The sequence below is a fragment of the Enterobacter sp. UPMP2060 genome, from assembly GCF_053709655.1.
Window position 1 is genome coordinate 173,344 of record NZ_JBSKJQ010000003.1, and the last position, 18,615, is coordinate 191,958.

An 18,615-nucleotide genomic window follows, 5' to 3' on the forward strand; every position below is an offset into this window, starting at 1 on the left:
TTAGCTTAAAAAGTGACGCCCATTTTGATGCTCAGTTCCGGGTGCTGATCGACATACTTCATGTAGCTTTCCGGGCTGGTGGTGAAGGTGACGACCGGGTCGATGAGATCTTCACAATTTAGATAGCCGTTCATCAGCAGTTCCCAGCAGGTCTCTTCAATACGTTTACGGTTCCAGCGCGGGTAATCCGGGTTGGGTTCGCTGCAGGCGCGGGAGAAGACAATCTTCGCGTTATTGAAATGCGCTTCGCGGCCGAGGTTAAAGCCTTCCGCGAACGGTTTCGCGAAGGCTACGTAGGAGATAGTGCCGCCATAGGCGAGCCCGCGCAGCGCGGACTGCAGCGCATCTGCAAAGCCGCTGGTTTCGATGATCACGTCCGCGCCCTGCTTCCCGGTCAGCTTTTTGATTTCCAGACCGACATCGGTGCCGATTGGGTTCAGACAGTGGTCTGCCCCATGACGGCGGGCAATCTCACAGCGGTGTTCGATAGGGTCGACGCCGATGACGATTGACGCACCGGCTTTTTTCGCCAGCTGGATCGCAATTTGCCCAATGGCTCCCAGACCGACCACGACCACAAAGTCGCCCACGCGGACGTTAGCATCACGCACGCCGCTCATGGCGAACTGCGCCGGATCGTAGCAAACGGCGTTTTTCCAGGAGGCGCCCTGCGGCATTTTACGCAGCTTATAGTTGTTCACCGCGTTAACGATCACCGTTTCCTGCAGCGGTGCGTAGCAGCAGACGCTGTCGTCGATCTGGTATTCCGTGACGTCAGCACCGCATTCGATAATCTCGCCAACAATCATATTGCCCAGCTGGAACTTACCGAATTCGATCCCGCGGGCCGCCCCCTCTTCACGTGGGGTGAACATCTGCCACTCCGCGTTGAACTCTTCGTCAATAAACGGACTGGCGGCGCGGAAATCCACCACTTCGGTACCGTGTTTAGGCACGCCAAAGCGGGCGCGAATTTTCACTTCATGGACGGCAACCGGACGATCTTCATACTCCACCAGCGCCGCCACGCGTGGCCCTGTCGCAACTAATTTTTTCATGACTGACTCCTTGTTAAAATTGGCCGCCTCAGCCCTTCACGCCACCGGCGGTCAAACCACTTTTAATAAAACGTTCAGACAGGGCGTACATGATGACCACCGGAAGCGCTGTCACCAGCGATGCCGCCATCATGCGACCCCAGATATAATCTGGCGTGCTAAAGAGCGTGTTCAGCCCAACCGGCAAGGTGAAATGGCTGGCGCTGGACAGGAAAATGGACGCAAACAGATAGTCGTTCCACGCCACCATGAAGCAGTAGACAAACACCGACACGAGCCCGGAAATCGCCAGCGGCACGGTGATGCGGAAGATGATTTGCAGGCGGTTAAGGCCGTCCATCATCGCGGCTTCTTCGATTTCGTCCGGGATGGTGTCGAAATAGCTGCGCAGCATGAACACCGCTGTCGGTAACGTTTGGGTCACCATGGTGATAATCAGCGCCAGCTCGGTATCGTAGATCCCAAGGGCAGTGATGATTTTGAACAGCGGCACCACCAGCAATATCCCGGAGAACATGTAGACGGTGTAGAAACTCGCATTGATCGTCGTGCGGCCCTTAAAACGCAGTTTGGACAAGGCGTAAGCCCCCAGCGTGCCGAGAAATACGGCAATTACCGAGGAGATCAGCGACACCACCATGCTGTTTTTGAAATAGTCCACGAACGGGAAAATCAGCGGATTAAAGATGTCGACGTAATGCTGAAGCGTCCACGCCTGCGGCAAAATGGTCGGGTTAAGCGATATCGCCTCTTTCGCGCTCTTAAATGACGTCATCAGCATCACGAAGAACGGGAACAGCGTGATGACCAGAAACACCGCCAGCCCGAGATAAAAACCAATACGGCTCAGTACGCGTTTATTTGTTGCCATTGAGGTTTACCCTTTTTCTGGTCAGCAGAATCACCGCGAAGATGATCACGAACAGCACGACAGAGATCGCCGCAGCCTTACCCAAATCGTTGAAAGCGAATGCGGTTTTGTAGAGGTAGACGCCTAAAATATCGACCTTGGTCGTCAACAGGTAGACATCCGCAAACATGTAGAACATCCAGATAGTGCGGAGCGTCACCACCGTTGCCAGCACCGGCATAATCGCGGGCAGCGTAACGATTCGAAAACGCTGCCAGGCATTCGCGCCGTCCATTTCCGCCGCTTCATACAGCGACTTATCAATGGTCTGCAAAATCGCGAGGAACGAAATGAACGCGTACGGGAAGTAGCGCCAGATGGCGAACAGCACCACCAGCACAAAGCTGCTGCCAGGATTGTCGAACCACAGCGGCGCCTGGTCATACAGATGCAGCAGGTCAACGCCCAGATAGTTCACAATGCCGTAGCCGTTGTTGAACATGTATTTCCATGCAAACACCAGCGAAATGGACGGGGTGACGTAGGATAAAATCACCAGTGAACGTGCCGTTTTCCGCAGACGGAATTCACGGTTAAAGAAGATCGCCACCGCCAGCCCCAACCCCGTGCTGCCGATCACCACCAGTGCGGTGTACCAGAACGTCATCCACAGCGAGTGCCAGAATGCTGCATCACTGAGAATGCGAATGTAATTATCCAGCCCGACAAACACAGCGCTAATGCGCGGGTTAAGCGGCAGACGTAAGAAACTGATTTCAATATTGGAAATCATTGGCCAGGCCACCAGGCCCCCCAGCAAAATCAAGCTGGGGGCCAACAGCAGCATGGCGAAAGGCATATCTGAACGACCAGAAAACAACGTCTTCATAATTTCCTTCCGCAGAGCGCTCCTATCGTTGTGAAATCAGATCGGTCAGACGCTTCTGGCTGTTACTAAGCGTGTTGCTGAGATCTTTTTTCCCCACCGTGACGTTATGCACCATGGAACTGATGATGCCGGACCCGGTAACATCGCCCATGCGTGTGAAGTTTTTGTCGCCCACGGCGCCAAATACCTGCACATTCGGGAACTGCGCAATCAGTTCGTAAGGCAGTTGCCCAAACGCTTTAATCACATCGTTGTTTTTCCAGGTATCGGTGCCCACCACCAGCTTGTTCACCGGCAGTGCCGCGCCGGGCGACATCATGACCCAGTCGGTTGCGTTTTGAGCCTGCTCCATCCAGGTCACAAACTTTTCAGCCGCCTGAGTCTCATCTTCGGTTTGACCGGTGGTAATCGTCAGCGACGTGACCATGCCGTAAACGGCAGAAGAGGTTTCTGTTGGGACGACGAAGCCCAGGTTGGCAGGGTTTCCGTCCTGGAATACCGCCGGAAGGATGTAGGTGGAGTAAACCGCCATCGGCGCAGAACCGTTCATGAAGGCATCTTTGATCTCCATGACGTCGTTTGAACCCGGCATGGTGGTCGCGGCCAGATCTTTATAAAACGCCAGGGCTTTTGCCATTTCAGGGGTATCGATGTTGACGTTCCCTTTGGCATCAAAAACGTTCGCGCCGCCGGAAAGCGCAAACTGGGAGAATGCCTGCTCCGTCATCACGCTTTCGGCGGTGGGCAGCGCAATGCCGTAATGTTTTTTGGCCGGGTCGTTAAGGCTCTGGCTGGCTTTCAGCAGCTGCGCCCAGTTATGCGGCTCCTGGATACCCGCCGCAGCCAGTGCATCTTTGTGATACCAGACGCCGGATAGCCAGGCGCTGACTGGCACACCCGTCCAGGCAGAACCGTCTTCCGTACGAACAACACGCAAGATGCCGTCATAGAAGGTGTCCTCGCCTACCGCTTTAATGGCTTCGCCGATAGCTTTGCGATCCAGCAGCTGTTCCTTGTCCATGACTTTCGCGTAGTCATGGCTGACTTCAATCACCTCTGGCAGCGCGCCCGTTCTGGCGAGCGTAATAACCTTGGTGTTGTAGGCATCCTCTTCGACCGGCACCTGTTTCACCGTGATGCCGGGGTTCTCTTTCTCGAACTTTTCGATAAGCTTCGTGATAACCGCCTGGCGCTCCTGCTCGACTGACGAGTGCATAAACTCAATGGTGACAGCAGACTTTTTGTCGTCCTTGCACCCTGATAACAAGGCGCACGAAACCAGTGCTGAAATCAGCACAATTCTGGGCATTTTCATTTTTAAGGTCCTTTTTAGTTTTCTTTAATCCACAACACCTGCCATGGATATAGGGTCAGCGTTTTATCTGTAATATCTTTCCCGGAAATCAATTCCGTTCCGGAATGAATATCGGATTCTACCGTTTGAATGCCATCACTGAAATTAAACAGCGCCGTTACTTTCTCAACACAATCCGCGACGCGAACGATTTTTAAAACATGTCTACCTAACGTACTGAAATAAGCTTCACTGTCAGGATGGAATGCTTTCTCCGCCCGACGCAGCGTGATTAACTGGCTTAACGAGCGATAGACCTGAGAACGCAGGCTATTTTTATCTTCAAGCAGGCCATCAATTTTTCCTGCCGTGTATTTCTCACGATTAATCGCACGGTTATATCCCAGTCGTTCAACACCTGCATAATCATTACGCGAGCCGAGAATGCTCTGGATATAAACCGCAGGCACGCCGGGGAAGCTTAAAAGGACGGCATGCGCCAGAATAAACCGGGCAATCCGATCGCTATCAAGACTGTCACGCGTACTTAAAGCATCCAGATAGGTCACATTAATTTCATAAGGACTGCGTGTACCATCTGGGTTATTTTTCCAGTTAACCAACGCCCCTTCAGCCTGAAGTTTTTCCACAAGCGAGAGGATTTCCGACTCGGGTAAAATTCCGCGTAACGGATTCAGACCAATCCCGTCATGCGAGGCCAGGAAGTTAAACCAGGTGGTTTTCGTGGAAGGCAACGTCAGCGACGCTGCCCACTGGCTCAGCGTCCCGACGTCCTGAGAATGCACCGCATGCAGCACCAGCGGGGGCAAAGAGAACTGATAAACCATCTGCGCTTCATTTTCGCCGTCACCGAAGTAAGCAACGTTATCTTTATGCGGAACGTTCGTCTCGGTAACAATCACCGTTCCAGGGGCGACAGCCTCGGTAATCGCGCGGAAAAGCTGGATGAGCTGGTGGGTTTGCTCAAGGTGGATGCAGTTTGTTCCGGGTATTTTCCACATGAATCCCACCGCATCCAGACGAATGTATCGCGCCCCTTCAATCAGGTAATGCAGCAGCACGTCAACCATCGCGATCAGCACCTGCGGAGAGGCGAAATTGAGATCGACCTGGTCCTCGCTGAAGGTGGTCCACAGGTGTCGCACGCTGCCGTCATGCAGCGTGAAAGGTGTAAGAAGCGGTAAGGCACGCGGACGCGCCACCGCGGATAAGTCTGTTTCAGGATCGACAGAAATAAAGAAATCTTCATATCCTGGCATTTGCTTCAGGTAATTAGCGAACCATTTGCTTTTGGCTGACATATGGTTGCATACGAAATCGAACATTAAACTGGCTGACTGTTTTAATTCGGCAACGTCTCGCCACGTTCCGGTTTCCGGTGCAACCTCGTGATAATCAATAACCGAAAACCCGTCGTCCGAAGACCATGGATAAAAAGGCAAGAGATGAACATGAGAAAAAGAACGAGAAAGCCACCTGTTATAAAAATGTGTAAACACCGGTAGCGCCTTCTCCCCTTTCGCTGAAAACTGATCGGCATAGGTAATCAGGACAACGTCTTTTTCATCCCAACCCGTTTTACGTTTTTCCGTAATAACAGAAGCGGCATTTCCAATATTTTCCAGCAGCACATTAAGATGGGCATCAGAAAACGTTTCCCCGTAAACAAGATTAATGAGTTCTTTAATTTTTGTATTCATTTCATTTTCCATGGTAGCGGTCCCACGGAGTGGCAATCTACTCCCATGAAAAATATCTGTCAACGGACCAGAAAGGAGAAAAAGGTGATTGCAAAGCAGCTCAGCGCAATATTGTGAGCTGCCGCAAAGAAAGAACCGGGAAAAGAGGAAATGCGGTTAACCGTCGCCAGTCCCTCCCCCGTCAGGGAAAGGGCTAACGCCAGCAGGAATTATTGGGATAAGTAACGGCGAGAAAGCCGTTTTGCCACCTTTTGCAGCAGTGGTTCGAGCGCCACGGCCAGCACCATTCTGACCGGTTTGCGGGCAACGGATTTGATCGCCCAACCCGCCACACCTGCCGGGCCGAACCGTAACGCGGTCAGCAGGACCAGTTTACCTGCGATTTTCAGGCCGGGTTTTACCTTCTGACCGGCCTGTTGCCAGTGTTGTTTCATCTCATCTCTCTCTTAAAGCTGACGAAAGCGACTTCTCAGCGTAAAGGTATCCGACGTGACATAGCGTTCCATTTCCCGTAGCCGCTTCTCACCAGCGGCGAGTTGCTCATCAACGGCATTGAGAAGATCGCTGCTGGTCGGGGCTCCCTCCGCAGCCAGTTCTCCTTCGGGCATCGGGTCAAGAACAAACGACAGGACGATGTATGCCACCAGGGTAATAAACGCCAGGCCAAAGAAGATCGATAGCACCGCGACCACGCGGACCAGTTTGACCGGGACATCAAGATAGTGAGCCAGCCCGGCACAAACGCCGCGCACCATGCCCTGCTGTGGAATACGCCACAGCTTTTTGTTCAGATTCAGTCCAGACATTAACGGTCCCTCCAGTTTGGATGCTCAGCATCCAGGATGGCTTCCAGCGCCTGAATGCGTTCGCGCATTTTGTTCGCCTCGTCGGAGAGCTGCACCAGACGCTGTTGTTCACTCTGGGAGAGTTCGCCCCGAGAAGAACGGTTGCTGTAGTGCAGCCATAGCCAAATCGGCAAAACGAACAGCACGAAAATTGTCAGGGGAATGGCCAGAAAAAGCGCGCTCATGTGTACTCCTTGTCTTATGAGGCGGCACGCTCAGGTGCCGCAGGAATTATTATTGGTTGTCTTGCTTCATTTTGGCTTTCAGTGCCGCCAGCTGCTCGCTGATTTCATCATCAGCCTTCAGATCGGCGAACTGTTGATCCAGCGACTTCTGCTTGCCGATGCCGTGGCTTTCAGCTTCCGCTTCCATGTGGTCGATACGACGTTCAAACGATTCAAAACGCGCCATCGCTTCATCAAGCTTACCGCTGTCCAGCTGACGACGCACGTCGCGGGAAGAGCTTGCCGCCTGGTGACGCAGGGTCAGCGCCTGCTGACGCGCGCGGGTTTCGTTAAGTTTATTTTCAAGCTCACCAATCTCTTTCTTCATACGGGTGAGCGTGTCATCCACCATCGTGACTTCATGCTCGAGCGTCGCGACCATATCAGCCAGCTTCTGTTTTTCGATCAGCGCCGCACGGGCCAGATCCTCTTTGTCTTTACGCAGCGCCAGCTCCGCTTTTTCCTGCCATTCGTTCAGCTGAGCGGTTGCCTGTTCAATACGACGCGTAAGCTGTTTTTTCTCCGCCAGCGCGCGGGCGGAGGTTGAACGCACTTCAACCAGCGTGTCTTCCATCTCCTGAATCATCAGGCGGACCAGCTTCTGCGGATCTTCCGCTTTCTCAAGCAGTGAGTTGATGTTGGCGTTCACGATGTCGGCAAAACGAGAAAAAATACCCATATTCTAATCCTCATAGTTCTGTTATCGGGCGATGCCCTGCTGTACGGATAATACAAACATCATGCCAGGTTTTTATCTTATTGATTTTTCAGAGTCTGATTGATTTTTGCGCAGCAACAGACTATTCTTCCCTGGTGAATATCGCTAAGGAGTGGTTAATTTCATCATGCCCGGATACAAAGACAATTTACTCGGCGAAGCAAACAGCTTTCTCGAAGTGCTGGAACAGGTCTCTCGCCTGGCGCCGCTCAATAAACCGGTGCTGATCGTCGGTGAACGCGGAACGGGGAAAGAGCTGATAGCCAACCGTCTGCATTACCTCTCCGGGCGCTGGGATGGCCCCTTCATTTCCCTTAACTGCGCGGCGCTGAATGAAAACCTGCTCGACACCGAGCTCTTCGGCCATGAAGCGGGGGCGTTTACCGGTGCCCAGAAACGCCATCCCGGACGCTTTGAGCGCGCCGACGGCGGTACGCTGTTTCTGGATGAGCTGGCCACCGCGCCGATGCTGGTGCAGGAAAAACTGCTGCGCGTGATTGAGTACGGCGAGCTGGAGCGCGTCGGCGGCAGCCAGCCGCTGCAGGTTAACGTACGCCTGGTGTGCGCCACGAACGCCAACCTGCCGGAGATGGTGGCGGAGGAGAAATTCCGTGCCGACCTGCTTGACCGCCTGGCCTTTGACGTCGTTCAGCTTCCACCCCTGCGCGAGCGCAGAAGCGACATCATGCTGCTGGCTGACCAGTTTGCGATTCAGATGTGCCGCGAGCTCGGACTGCCGCTGTTCCCCGGCTTCAGCGATTATGCGCAGGAGACGCTGCTGGCTTACCACTGGCCGGGAAATATCCGCGAACTGAAAAACGTCGTGGAGCGCTCCGTCTATCGCCACGGCAGCAGCGAGACGGAGCTGGACAATATCATTATCGATCCTTTTCAGCGCAGCGCAGCGCCACTGTCCGCACCAGCGCCTTCAGGCGATCTCCCTACTCTCCCCCTTGATTTACGCCAGTTCCAGAACGATCAGGAGAAACAGCTGCTGGAGCAAAGCCTGAAGTCGGCAAAATATAACCAGAAACGGGCGGCTGAACTGCTGGGTCTGACCTACCATCAATTGAGGGCATTGCTCAAAAAGCATCAAATGCGCTGACAATATCAGCACTTACCTGCAGACATTTTTACGAAGCAGGCGTAAGTGCGATACACTTTGCAGATCGAACCTAAAAACCTTAAAAATTATGCGTCTGGTTTTATCGTCCTTTTTAGCACTCGGTCTGTTTAGCAGCCTGGCCTTTGCCGCGCCCGGGCAAACTCCACAGCCTGACATTCGTGACAGCGGCTTTGTCTATTGCGTAAGCGGCCAGGTGGATACCTTCAACCCGCAAAAAGCGGGCAGCGGCCTGATCGTGGATACCCTGGCCGCGCAGCTTTACGACCGTCTGCTTGATGTTGACCCATACACCTACCGTCTGGTGCCTGAGCTGGCGGAAAGCTGGGAAGTGCTGGATAACGGCGCAACCTACCGTTTTCACCTGCGCGATGACGTCGCGTTTCAGCGCACGCCTTGGTTTACCCCCACGCGCAAGCTGAACGCAGATGACGTGGTCTTTACCTTCCAGCGCATCTTTAACCGCAACCACCCGTGGCATAACGTTAACGGGGATAATTTCCCCTATTTCGACAGCCTGCAGTTTGCTGATACCGTCAAGAGCGTGCGCAAGCTGGACAACCGGACGGTTGAATTTACGCTGACGCGCCCGGATGCCTCCTTCCTCTGGCATCTGGCGACCCACTATGCGTCAGTCATGTCCGCTGAATACGCGGCAAACCTGACGAAAAAAGATCGTCAGGAGTTGCTCGATCGTCAGCCGGTCGGCACCGGTCCGTTCCAGCTCGCTGAATACCGCGCAGGGCAGTATATTCGTCTGCAGCGCCATGAGCATTTCTGGCGCGGCACTCCGCTGATGCCGCAGGTGGTGGTCGATCTCGGTTCAGGTGGAACGGGACGTCTGTCGAAACTGCTCACCGGGGAGTGCGACGTGCTCGCCTGGCCCGCGGCCAGCCAGCTCACCATTTTGCGTGACGATCCGCGCCTGCGCCTGACGTTACGCCCCGGCATGAATATCGCTTATCTGGCCTTTAACACGGATAAGCCGCCGTTGAATAACCCTGCCGTACGCCACGCTCTGGCGCTGGCGATTAACAACCAGCGTTTGATGCAGTCGATCTACTACGGCACGGCGGAAACCGCCGCCTCAATTTTACCGCGCGCCTCGTGGGCCTATGACGGTGAAGCTAAAATTACGGAATACAATCCGGCAAAAGCGCGTGAACAGCTGAAGGCGCTGGGGGCGGAAAACCTCACTTTGCAGCTTTGGGTGCCAACCAGCTCCCAGGCGTGGAACCCGAGCCCGCTCAAGACCGCCGAACTGCTGCAGGCAGATATGGCGCAGGTGGGCGTCAAAGTGATCATCGTACCGGTTGAGGGCCGTTTCCAGGAGGCGCGCCTGATGGACATGAATCATGATTTAACCCTGACCGGCTGGGCGACCGACAGTAACGATCCGGACAGTTTCTTCCGGCCGCTGCTAAGCTGTGCGGCGATAAACTCGCAGACCAACTACGCCCACTGGTGTAACCGGGAGTTTGACGCCGTGCTGCAAAAAGCGCTGGCTTCCCAGCAGCTGGCCTCACGCATCGACGCCTATGATGAAGCGCAGAAGATCCTTGCCCAGGAGCTGCCGGTGCTGCCGCTGGCCTCTTCCCTGCGTCTTCAGGCCTATCGTTATGATATTAAAGGCCTGGTGCTGAGTCCGTTCGGCAACGCCTCGTTCGCCGGCGTGTCGCGTGAAAAAGAACAAGAGGTGAAAAAACCATGATTATTTTTACCTTACGTCGGCTCCTTTTGCTGCTGGTGACGCTCTTTTTCCTGAACTTTGTCGGCTTCAGCCTGAGCTATTTCACGCCCCACGCCCCGCTCCAGGGGTCGTCGCTGTGGGATGCCTGGCTGTTCTGGTTTAACGGGCTGCTGCACTGGGATTTCGGCGTGTCCAGCATTAACGGGCAGCTGATTTCCCAGCAGCTGAAAGAGGTTTTCCCGGCCACGATGGAGCTGTGTATTCTGGCCTTCGGCTTTGCCCTGATGGTCGGCATCCCCGTGGGCATGCTGGCCGGGATCTATCGCAACAAATGGCAGGATAAGTTTATCAGCGCCCTCGCCCTGTTCGGCTTTTCCATCCCGGTATTCTGGCTGGCGCTGCTGCTGACGCTGTTCTTCTCGCTGACGATGGGCTGGCTGCCGGTTTCGGGTCGTTTTGACCTGCTCTATACGGTTAAAACGGTGACGGGTTTTGCCATCATTGACGCGTGGCTGTCCGATTCGGTGTGGCGCCATGAGATGATCGTCAGCGCCGTGCGCCATATGGTATTGCCGGTACTGACGCTGGCGGTTGCGCCAACAACCGAAGTGATCCGCCTGATGCGCCTGAGCACCATCGAGGTATTTGACCAGAACTACGTCAAAGCCGCGGCCACGCGCGGGCTGTCACGCCTGACCATACTGCGCCGCAACGTCCTGCACAACGCGCTGCCGCCGGTAATTCCGCGTCTGGGATTACAGTTTTCCACCATGCTGACGCTGGCGATGATCACCGAGATGGTCTTTAGCTGGCCAGGCCTGGGGCGATGGCTGATTAACGCCATCCGCCAGCAGGACTACGCCGCTATCTCTGCGGGCGTGATGGTGATTGGTTCGCTGGTGATTATTGTTAACGTGTTGTCCGATATTCTGGGTGCCATGGCTAACCCATTGAAGCATAAGGAATGGTATGCCTTACGATAGCGTATACAGTGAAAAGCGCACGCCCGGCGTGCTGCGTACCGTGTGGCGTAAATTCTATGGTGACACCACGGCGATGATCGGCCTTTACGGCTGCGCCGGCCTGGTGTTGCTTTGCGTCTTTGGCTCGTGGTTCGCACCGTACGGCATCGACCAGCAGTTCCTTGGCTATCAGCTGCTGCCGCCGTCCTGGTCGCGCTACGGTGAAGTCTCTTTCTTCCTGGGAACGGACGACCTCGGACGTGACGTGTTGAGCCGCCTGTTGAGCGGTGCAGCCCCGACGGTGGGCGGCGCATTTGTGGTGACGCTCGCGGCTACGATCTGCGGGCTGGCGCTCGGTATTTTTGCGGGATCCACCCATGGCCTGCGTTCGGCGGTCCTTAACCACATTCTGGATACGCTGCTGTCGATTCCGTCCCTGCTGCTGGCAATCATTGTTGTTGCCTTTGCCGGTCCGCACCTGTCGCACGCCATGTTCGCCGTCTGGCTGGCTATCCTGCCCCGCATCGTGCGCTCGGTTTACAGCATGGTGCATGATGAGCTGGAAAAAGAGTACGTCGTCGCCGCGCGTCTGGACGGCGCGACGACCTTCAACATTCTGTGGTTTGCCGTGCTGCCCAACATCGCCGCCGGGCTGGTCACTGAGATCACCCGCGCCCTTTCGATGGCGATCCTGGACATCGCGGCGCTCGGCTTTCTCGACCTCGGTGCACAGCTGCCGTCGCCCGAATGGGGTGCGATGCTCGGCGACGCGCTGGAGTTGATCTACGTGGCACCGTGGACGGTCATGCTGCCGGGTGCGGCCATTATGGTGAGCGTGCTGCTTATCAACCTGCTGGGCGACGGTATTCGCCGTGCAATTAACGCGGGGGTGCAATAATGCCGCTTCTTGATATTCGCAACCTCACTATCGAATTCAAAACCGGTGAAGGCTGGGTTAAAGCCGTCGATCGCATCAGCATCACACTTGCGGAGGGTGAAATTCGCGGGCTGGTGGGGGAATCCGGCTCGGGAAAAAGCCTGATTGCCAAGGCTATCTGCGGCGTGGCGAAAGACAACTGGCGCGTGACGGCAGACCGTATGCGTTTTGACGATATCGATCTGCTGCGTCTCTCCCCCCGCGAGCGGAGAAAGCTTGTCGGGCATAACGTCTCGATGATTTTCCAGGAGCCGCAGTCCTGTCTCGACCCGTCCGAACGCGTGGGTAAACAGCTCATGCAGAACATTCCCGGCTGGACCTATAAAGGCCGCTGGTGGCAACGCGTTGGCTGGCGCAAGCGCCGCGCCATCGAGCTTTTACACCGCGTTGGGATTAAAGATCACAAAGATGCGATGCGCAGCTTCCCCTATGAGCTGACCGACGGCGAATGTCAGAAAGTGATGATTGCCATCGCGCTGGCAAATCAGCCGCGTTTGCTGATTGCGGATGAGCCCACCAACGCGATGGAACCCACCACGCAGGTGCAAATTTTCCGCCTGCTGTCGCGTCTCAACCAGAATAACAACACCACCATTTTGCTGATCAGCCATGACCTGCAAATGCTCAGCAAATGGGCGGATAAAATTGACGTCATGTACTGCGGGCAAACGGTCGAAACCGCGCCGAGTGAAGATCTGATCGGCGCGCCGCATCATCCGTATACGCAGGCGCTTATCCGCGCCATTCCGGATTTTGGCAGCGCGATGCCGCATAAGAGCCGCCTGAATACCCTGCCGGGGGCGATTCCGCTGCTGGAATCCCTGCCGATAGGCTGTCGTCTGGGGCCAAGGTGCCCCTATGCTCAGCGTAAATGTATCGAAACACCACGCCTGACCGGGGCCAAAAATCATCTGTACGCCTGTCATTTCCCGCTGAACATGGAGAGAGAGTGAAATGGTCGAAACCTTACTGGAAGTTCGCAACCTGAGTAAGACCTTTCGCTACCGCACGGGGCTGTTTCATCGTCAAACTGTCGACGCGGTGAAGCCGCTGAGCTTTACGCTGCGTGAAAAACAGACCCTGGCGATCATCGGCGAGAACGGTTCCGGGAAATCCACCCTGGCGAAAATGCTCGCCGGCATGGTTGAACCGACTGCAGGCGAAGTGTTGATTGACGATCATCCTCTGACGTTCGGCGATTACTCTTTCCGCAGCCAGCGCATCCGCATGATTTTCCAGGATCCCTCGACCTCGCTTAACCCGCGCCAGCGCATCTCTCAGATCCTCGATTTTCCGCTGCGTCTGAACACCGACCTGGAGCCAGAGGCGCGCCGTAAGCGCGTATTTGAAACCCTGCGTATGGTTGGGCTGTTGCCGGATCACGAAAGCTACTACCCGCATATGCTGGCCCCCGGCCAGAAACAGCGCCTGGGCCTGGCGCGTGCGTTGATTTTGCGGCCAAAAGTGATCATTGCGGATGAAGCGCTTGCCTCGCTGGATATGTCGATGCGCTCGCAGCTGATTAACCTGATGCTGGAATTACAGGAAAAACAGGGGATCTCGTATATCTACGTCACCCAGCATCTGGGAATGATGAAGCACATCAGCGATCAGGTGATGGTCATGCACCAGGGCGAAGTGGTCGAGCGCGGCAGCACGGCGGATGTGATGGCCTCTCCGCTTCATGAGCTGACAAAACGGCTGATTGCCGGTCATTTTGGTGAAGCATTAACCGCCGATGCGTGGAGAAAGGACCGCTAAGCGCGACGCTCAACACAAATTGCCCCACTAAATTAAGGATTAAGTAGCCTGCGTGCGCTATTTAATCCTTTAATTTTTCGTCTCCATCCCTGCTCCATATTTTAAGCAATATCAATCAACAGTTCTTCTCCAGAATATCCGGACATTACGGAGGAGAAGAAATGAACACCGCCACTTACATTTTAAAATACACAGAGTATCTCATCAGAAAATGCCGCTCATTTTTAATGACGGACCTGCATTTTCATACCGTGAGGCTTAAGAAAACAACCGGGAAAACCCCTGACATTAACTCGCCCGCGACGTTGAGTGAAAAAATATGTCATCGTCTGGTCTATGACCATAATAACTTCTACACGATGCTTGCCGATAAACTCGCCGTTCGGGCATACGTTTCCTCCAGAACAACGCGCGTGAAAACGGTGCCATTAATTGGCGTTTATACCCGGCCGTCACAGATTGATTTTTCAGTTCTTCCTGACAAATTCGTCCTTAAGTGCAACCATGACAGCGGCAGCACAATAATATGTACAAACAAAGCGCAATTTAATGAAAAAGAAGCGTGTAAAAAGCTGAGCCTCGCGTTAAAGAAAAATCTTTACTACACCACGCGCGAATGGCAGTACAAAAACATTACGCCGAGTATAATTTGCGAGCCGTTTGTCGATCTCTTCGACGACGCTGACAGGAACACAACGCCCGAAATGCTGAGGATCCATTGTTTTCACGGCGTTGCCCACTATGTAGAAGCGGATTTTACGGATGATAACGGCAAAGGGTTTATCAACGTTTATGACAGGTACTGGAACTTACAACCCTTCCGGATGGAATATCCAAATACTTCAGCAGAACCAGGCGAACCGCTCTTGTTCCGCCAGGCTTTGTTGGCCTCCCAGGAGCTGGCGCATGGAATTGACTACTGCCGCGTTGACCTTATGCTAAAAAAAGATGAAATCTATTTCAGCGAAATAACCTTAAGCCCGAGACGCGGTAAGCTGACGATTACCCCCCAGGAATGGGATGCTAAGTTAGGAAAAATATGGCATTTATCGCCGGCAGGCACATTTGACCTGCCGCTGAAGCTCACGAGTCGGGCCAGGTGAGTTTAAATATCGAGTGGTTTTGCGTCGATAAGGTATAGGTAACATCGCCACCATGAGCCAGCATGATGGCTTTTACCACCGACAAGCCCAAACCACAGCCTTCCGGGTTCACATGTCTGGCGCCATTATCGCGCTGAAAGGGCTGAAACAGGAAATCATGAAACTCTCTGGGGATGCCCGGTCCCCCGTCCTGAATAAGGATAAAATTGCCTTTATCAGAAACGCCATTTTTCACGATGAGCGTGCGCGAGGTTGAATAGTGTAAGGCATTATCAAATAAAACGGTCAGACACTGATTGATGCGTAATGGATCGAATATGCACTGCTGCTCCCTCAGGTCTGTATTGACGGTAAACGCCTTACGGCTGAACTCGGGCATGAACGTATCGAGTGCGTTCTGTATTGTCACTTTTAGATCCGTTCTTGACTGGCATAACGTGTATCCCGCCCCGCCATCCGAACTGATAACCCGGAGATCTTCAATCAGGCGGGTTAACCCTTCCGTCTGTTTGAGAAGATTATTAAACAGCACCGGATCCGGGGTAAAAACGCCGTCAACCAACCCCTGAAGCCGTCCGCGTAAGATCGTGACAGGGGTTCTCAGCTCATGCGCAATAGCGGCATTCCAGGATTTCCTCTGAATATCCAGCGTCTGTAGTTTTTCCGCCATTTCATTGAAATCCGTCACCAGGTGATTGATCTCACCCAGCCGGGAACTGGCGCAGAATGCCCGGGCGTCCAGATCGCCCTGAGAAATCTTTTTCAGGCTGGACGCTACCGCGTTTAGCGGGGTGAGGATCCGCGATGACAGTTTGACCGTGAAAAAGAGGGCAATAATCATACTGATCGTAGTCGCGGTCCCAATCCATACCCAGTCCCACATCGTCATCTGCTCGTCATCGCCCGCAGCAGGGCCGCCCGGGAGGTGATCCAGAATAAAGGAGTAAAAAAACCAGGAGCCAAGTATGGCGATGGCAATGATCATAAACGTCAGCAACAGCATATACGTTAAGATCTGACGGCTCAGAACAGACTCTTTGTTCATTTCTTTTCCCCAAGCCGGTAGCCCATGCCTCTGATGCTCTCGGGAACACCATAGAGGCCGGCAAGCTCCAGTTTTTTACGCAACTTGCTCATATGGCTGTCGACCGTTCTGTCGAGCGTATCCCCTTCCGGCAGACACGCGTTGAGCAGCTCTTCGCGGGAGCAGACCTTTCGCGGATATCTCACCAGGTATGTGAGCAATTTAAATTCGGTCGTCGTTAATACCGGGGAGACAACCTCTGCGCCCACGGTGACTTCCACGTAGAAGTCATCCGGATAGACCGTAATAAATGGCGTTCTGAGCGGCTGGGAACCCGCCTGCTGAAGCGCGGGTTTTGTCCTGCGCAGCACCGCCTCAACCCGGGCGACAACTTCAGAAGGGTTGAAGGGTTTGATCACGTAATCATCCGCGCCCAGCCTCAGCCCCATGAGCTTATCGACATCCTGATCGAGAGCGGAAACCATGATGACGGGGACAGCGCTTTCCTGACGAAGCGTGGTAAGTACGCTCCAGCCGTCACATACGGGCAGGTGAATGTCCAGCAATATGAGATCCGGTTTATGGAGGCGATTGAGCGCTATGGCCTGTTCGCCCTGCCTGGCTCGGAGCGTTTTCATTCCCGAACGCTCCAGGTAGCTCATCAGTATATCGGCGATTTCGTCTTCATCTTCAACAACAAGGAGCAGCGTATTTTTGTGCATTTTATCTCCGCGGGTGAAATCCCTTTGAGCTCGCTATCAGATATCTTTAGCACAATAAGACACAGCCTCCGGGAAAAAGTGCCGTAGCTAAGAAAATTTCCCGGCTGATTTACCTGCCCGGTTATTTCTCCATACAGCCTACACATTCCGTCAATAATGACTCGACAATGCCCGTTCAAAATCGCTATTGAGACAAAACTCTTTTTACATTTAGCGTTGCACGTTATCCCTGTTACTTAAAGACTTTATGAAGTTGGCTGAAATAATGAACATGGAACTTTCTAAATATTTCTCTCCTAAAAAACTGGGCTTATATTCCCTGTTCCTGCTGCTGTCCTGGGGATTACTTTATATCTGGCTGATGCTGGTACACAAAATGGATGAAAAAGTCGCCTCTACGCTGCTCTCTTCACCCATTATCTATGGCTGCATCGCATTGTCGGTTGTCTCTCTGATAATCCAGAATAAAGCCGGCGCGTTGACTGAGCTACTCGTCGTCGCCTTCTGGCTGTTGGTGATTTTTGTTTATCTCATTATTACGTTCACCGTGCTGTTAAACGCGATGCCCGATATCGAGGATCTGGTCTTTTACTACGAGTGTTATTTGATCATTTTTTTTGGTGGAGCCCCGCTGTACCTTATTATGAGAATGATTTGAGACGTTGCTCCACATAGCCTCCACAAACCGCCCATTTCCGCTAAACAGGCGCGCGGTAGACTCTCCCTCACGCTATTTTGTACAAAAATAACTCACCTAAGAATCTGATAAAACTTATCCATAATGATGAACCGTAATAATCTTCGTTCTTCTGAACCTGTCGGAGTGATGCACTCGCTAAAAAAACTCGCGATACGGCACCGGAAAAAACTGGTTGTCACTTTTTTCCTGGTGGTGGCCGAAAACGTGACGTTTTTACTTTATCCCGTTCTGGCTGGCATCGCGATAAATGCCATCCTCGCCGGTGAAACGCTTAACGCCGCGCTGTATGGCCTGATGGTACTTTGCATGTGGTTCATCGGAGCAGCCAGACGAAGCGTAGACACGCGCACGTTTGCACGCATTTATGCCGGACTCGCGGTTTCCGTCGTCCTGGCACAGCGCAAATATCAGCTTAACCATTCGGCGATCGCCGCCAGGGTAACGCTCTCGCGCGAATATGTGGATTTCTTTGAAATGCACCTTCCCCTGCTTATTACCTCGCTGAGCTCACTTTTTGGTGCCGCAATCATGTTGCTGTTTATTGAATTTTGGGCCGGCGTCATGTGCTTTGCGATTGTATTTATCCTGCTCGGATTTGTCTCAGGATATGCCCGTAAAAATGAATGGCTGTTCATGCGCCTGAATAATCGGCTGGAAAAAGAAGTGGATTATGTTCATAAGGCGGGCACGGCTACCCTTCACCGCCATTACTCCACGCTGGCGCGTTTGCGTATCGCATTATCTGACCGCGAGGCGTGGGGTTATTTGTGGGTCGGCGTGCTTGTTGCCGCGCTTTTTACGCTGACCATCGTCTGGATGACGCGCTCAACCGGCATCACCGCCGGACATATTTACTCGGTGATGACCTACATGTGGATGTTCGCGACGAGCCTCGATGACGCGCCGCAGCTTCTTGAGAAATTTTCGCAGCTCAGGGATATCGGCAAGCGCGTATCCACAGATGATGAAATTCACGTAATGGGACGTTAATTTA

General features: G+C 53.6%; 20 protein-coding genes. 9 read left to right on the forward strand and 11 right to left on the reverse strand.

The annotated features are described in order from the left end of the window. Positions 1-5: 5 nt before the first annotated feature. From ACWKXN_RS09780 to pspA, 9 genes are all read right to left on the reverse strand, one after another. A complete protein-coding gene (locus ACWKXN_RS09780) occupies positions 6-1,058 on the reverse strand; it encodes a zinc-dependent alcohol dehydrogenase (protein ID WP_454543726.1) in 1,053 nt (350 codons plus the stop codon). A gap of 28 nt (positions 1,059-1,086) precedes the next feature. Then, the gene (locus tag ACWKXN_RS09785; protein ID WP_047061003.1) at positions 1,087-1,929 is read right to left on the reverse strand and encodes a carbohydrate ABC transporter permease; all 843 of its coding nucleotides are present in this window, start codon (positions 1,927-1,929) and stop codon (positions 1,087-1,089) included. Continuing rightward, a complete protein-coding gene (locus ACWKXN_RS09790) occupies positions 1,916-2,797 on the reverse strand; it encodes a carbohydrate ABC transporter permease (RefSeq protein WP_023312040.1) in 882 nt (293 codons plus the stop codon). Before ACWKXN_RS09790 ends, ACWKXN_RS09785 begins: the two co-directional genes overlap by 14 nt. Positions 2,798-2,819: 22 nt before the next feature. Next, positions 2,820-4,112: an ABC transporter substrate-binding protein gene (locus ACWKXN_RS09795; protein ID WP_033145727.1), complete on the reverse strand. Its 1,293-nt coding sequence runs from the start codon at positions 4,110-4,112 to the stop codon at positions 2,820-2,822. Between the two features lie 14 nt (positions 4,113-4,126). Continuing rightward, positions 4,127-5,824, reverse strand: a complete 1,698-nt coding sequence (locus ACWKXN_RS09800) for a sugar phosphorylase (RefSeq protein ID WP_454543727.1) — start codon at positions 5,822-5,824, stop codon at positions 4,127-4,129. Between the two features lie 197 nt (positions 5,825-6,021). Continuing rightward, complete coding sequence (pspD, locus tag ACWKXN_RS09805) at positions 6,022-6,246, reverse strand: phage shock protein PspD (RefSeq protein WP_023312043.1); 225 nt, start codon at positions 6,244-6,246, stop codon at positions 6,022-6,024. A gap of 12 nt (positions 6,247-6,258) precedes the next feature. Further along, on the reverse strand, positions 6,259-6,618 hold the full coding sequence (gene pspC / locus ACWKXN_RS09810; RefSeq protein ID WP_023312044.1) for an envelope stress response membrane protein PspC: 360 nt from the start codon (positions 6,616-6,618) through the stop codon (positions 6,259-6,261). Continuing rightward, a complete protein-coding gene (pspB, locus tag ACWKXN_RS09815; RefSeq protein WP_023312045.1) occupies positions 6,618-6,842 on the reverse strand; it encodes an envelope stress response membrane protein PspB in 225 nt (74 codons plus the stop codon). Before pspB ends, pspC begins: the two co-directional genes overlap by 1 nt. A gap of 49 nt (positions 6,843-6,891) precedes the next feature. After that, entirely contained in the window at positions 6,892-7,560 is a 669-nt protein-coding gene (gene pspA / locus ACWKXN_RS09820) for a phage shock protein PspA (RefSeq protein WP_454543728.1), read from the reverse strand. Positions 7,561-7,726: 166 nt separating this feature from the next. On the opposite strand from pspA, the gene pspF reads away from it, so the two are divergent. From pspF to ACWKXN_RS09855, 7 genes are all read left to right on the forward strand, one after another. Then, the gene (gene pspF / locus ACWKXN_RS09825; RefSeq protein WP_033145730.1) at positions 7,727-8,704 is read left to right on the forward strand and encodes a phage shock protein operon transcriptional activator; all 978 of its coding nucleotides are present in this window, start codon (positions 7,727-7,729) and stop codon (positions 8,702-8,704) included. A gap of 88 nt (positions 8,705-8,792) precedes the next feature. Continuing rightward, positions 8,793-10,433 (forward strand): ABC transporter substrate-binding protein SapA, encoded by a 1,641-nt coding sequence (gene sapA / locus ACWKXN_RS09830; RefSeq protein ID WP_048976563.1) that lies wholly within the window; start codon positions 8,793-8,795, stop codon positions 10,431-10,433. Then, the gene (sapB, locus tag ACWKXN_RS09835; RefSeq protein ID WP_023312049.1) at positions 10,430-11,395 is read left to right on the forward strand and encodes a putrescine export ABC transporter permease SapB; all 966 of its coding nucleotides are present in this window, start codon (positions 10,430-10,432) and stop codon (positions 11,393-11,395) included. The genes sapA and sapB overlap by 4 nt, the downstream gene beginning before the upstream one ends. Next, entirely contained in the window at positions 11,382-12,272 is an 891-nt protein-coding gene (gene sapC / locus ACWKXN_RS09840) for a putrescine export ABC transporter permease SapC (RefSeq protein ID WP_032656751.1), read from the forward strand. Before sapB ends, sapC begins: the two co-directional genes overlap by 14 nt. Next, entirely contained in the window at positions 12,272-13,264 is a 993-nt protein-coding gene (gene sapD, locus ACWKXN_RS09845; protein ID WP_454543729.1) for a putrescine export ABC transporter ATP-binding protein SapD, read from the forward strand. The genes sapC and sapD overlap by 1 nt, the downstream gene beginning before the upstream one ends. Position 13,265: 1 nt before the next feature. Beyond that, entirely contained in the window at positions 13,266-14,072 is an 807-nt protein-coding gene (sapF, locus tag ACWKXN_RS09850) for a putrescine export ABC transporter ATP-binding protein SapF (protein WP_023312051.1), read from the forward strand. A gap of 161 nt (positions 14,073-14,233) precedes the next feature. Next, complete coding sequence (locus ACWKXN_RS09855) at positions 14,234-15,175, forward strand: ATP-grasp fold amidoligase family protein (protein ID WP_454543730.1); 942 nt, start codon at positions 14,234-14,236, stop codon at positions 15,173-15,175. Here ACWKXN_RS09855 and ACWKXN_RS09860 read toward each other — a convergent pair. Together ACWKXN_RS09860 and ACWKXN_RS09865 are read right to left on the reverse strand one after the other, a co-directional pair. Next, on the reverse strand, positions 15,156-16,220 hold the full coding sequence (locus tag ACWKXN_RS09860) for an ATP-binding protein (RefSeq protein WP_454543731.1): 1,065 nt from the start codon (positions 16,218-16,220) through the stop codon (positions 15,156-15,158). The two genes, ACWKXN_RS09855 and ACWKXN_RS09860, sit on opposite strands and share 20 nt — an antisense overlap. After that, positions 16,217-16,921 carry a response regulator gene (locus ACWKXN_RS09865; RefSeq protein WP_454543732.1) on the reverse strand — a complete coding sequence of 235 codons (705 nt, stop codon included), beginning with the start codon at positions 16,919-16,921 and terminating at the stop codon, positions 16,217-16,219. The genes ACWKXN_RS09860 and ACWKXN_RS09865 overlap by 4 nt, the downstream gene beginning before the upstream one ends. Before the next feature lie 247 nt (positions 16,922-17,168). Between ACWKXN_RS09865 and crrC the strand changes: the two genes are divergently transcribed. Together crrC and ACWKXN_RS09875 are read left to right on the forward strand one after the other, a co-directional pair. Further along, the gene (crrC, locus tag ACWKXN_RS09870) at positions 17,169-17,579 is read left to right on the forward strand and encodes a colistin resistant protein CrrC (RefSeq protein ID WP_143346893.1); all 411 of its coding nucleotides are present in this window, start codon (positions 17,169-17,171) and stop codon (positions 17,577-17,579) included. Between the two features lie 123 nt (positions 17,580-17,702). After that, positions 17,703-18,611 carry an ABC transporter six-transmembrane domain-containing protein gene (locus ACWKXN_RS09875; RefSeq protein ID WP_454543733.1) on the forward strand — a complete coding sequence of 303 codons (909 nt, stop codon included), beginning with the start codon at positions 17,703-17,705 and terminating at the stop codon, positions 18,609-18,611. Positions 18,612-18,615 lie beyond the last annotated feature (4 nt).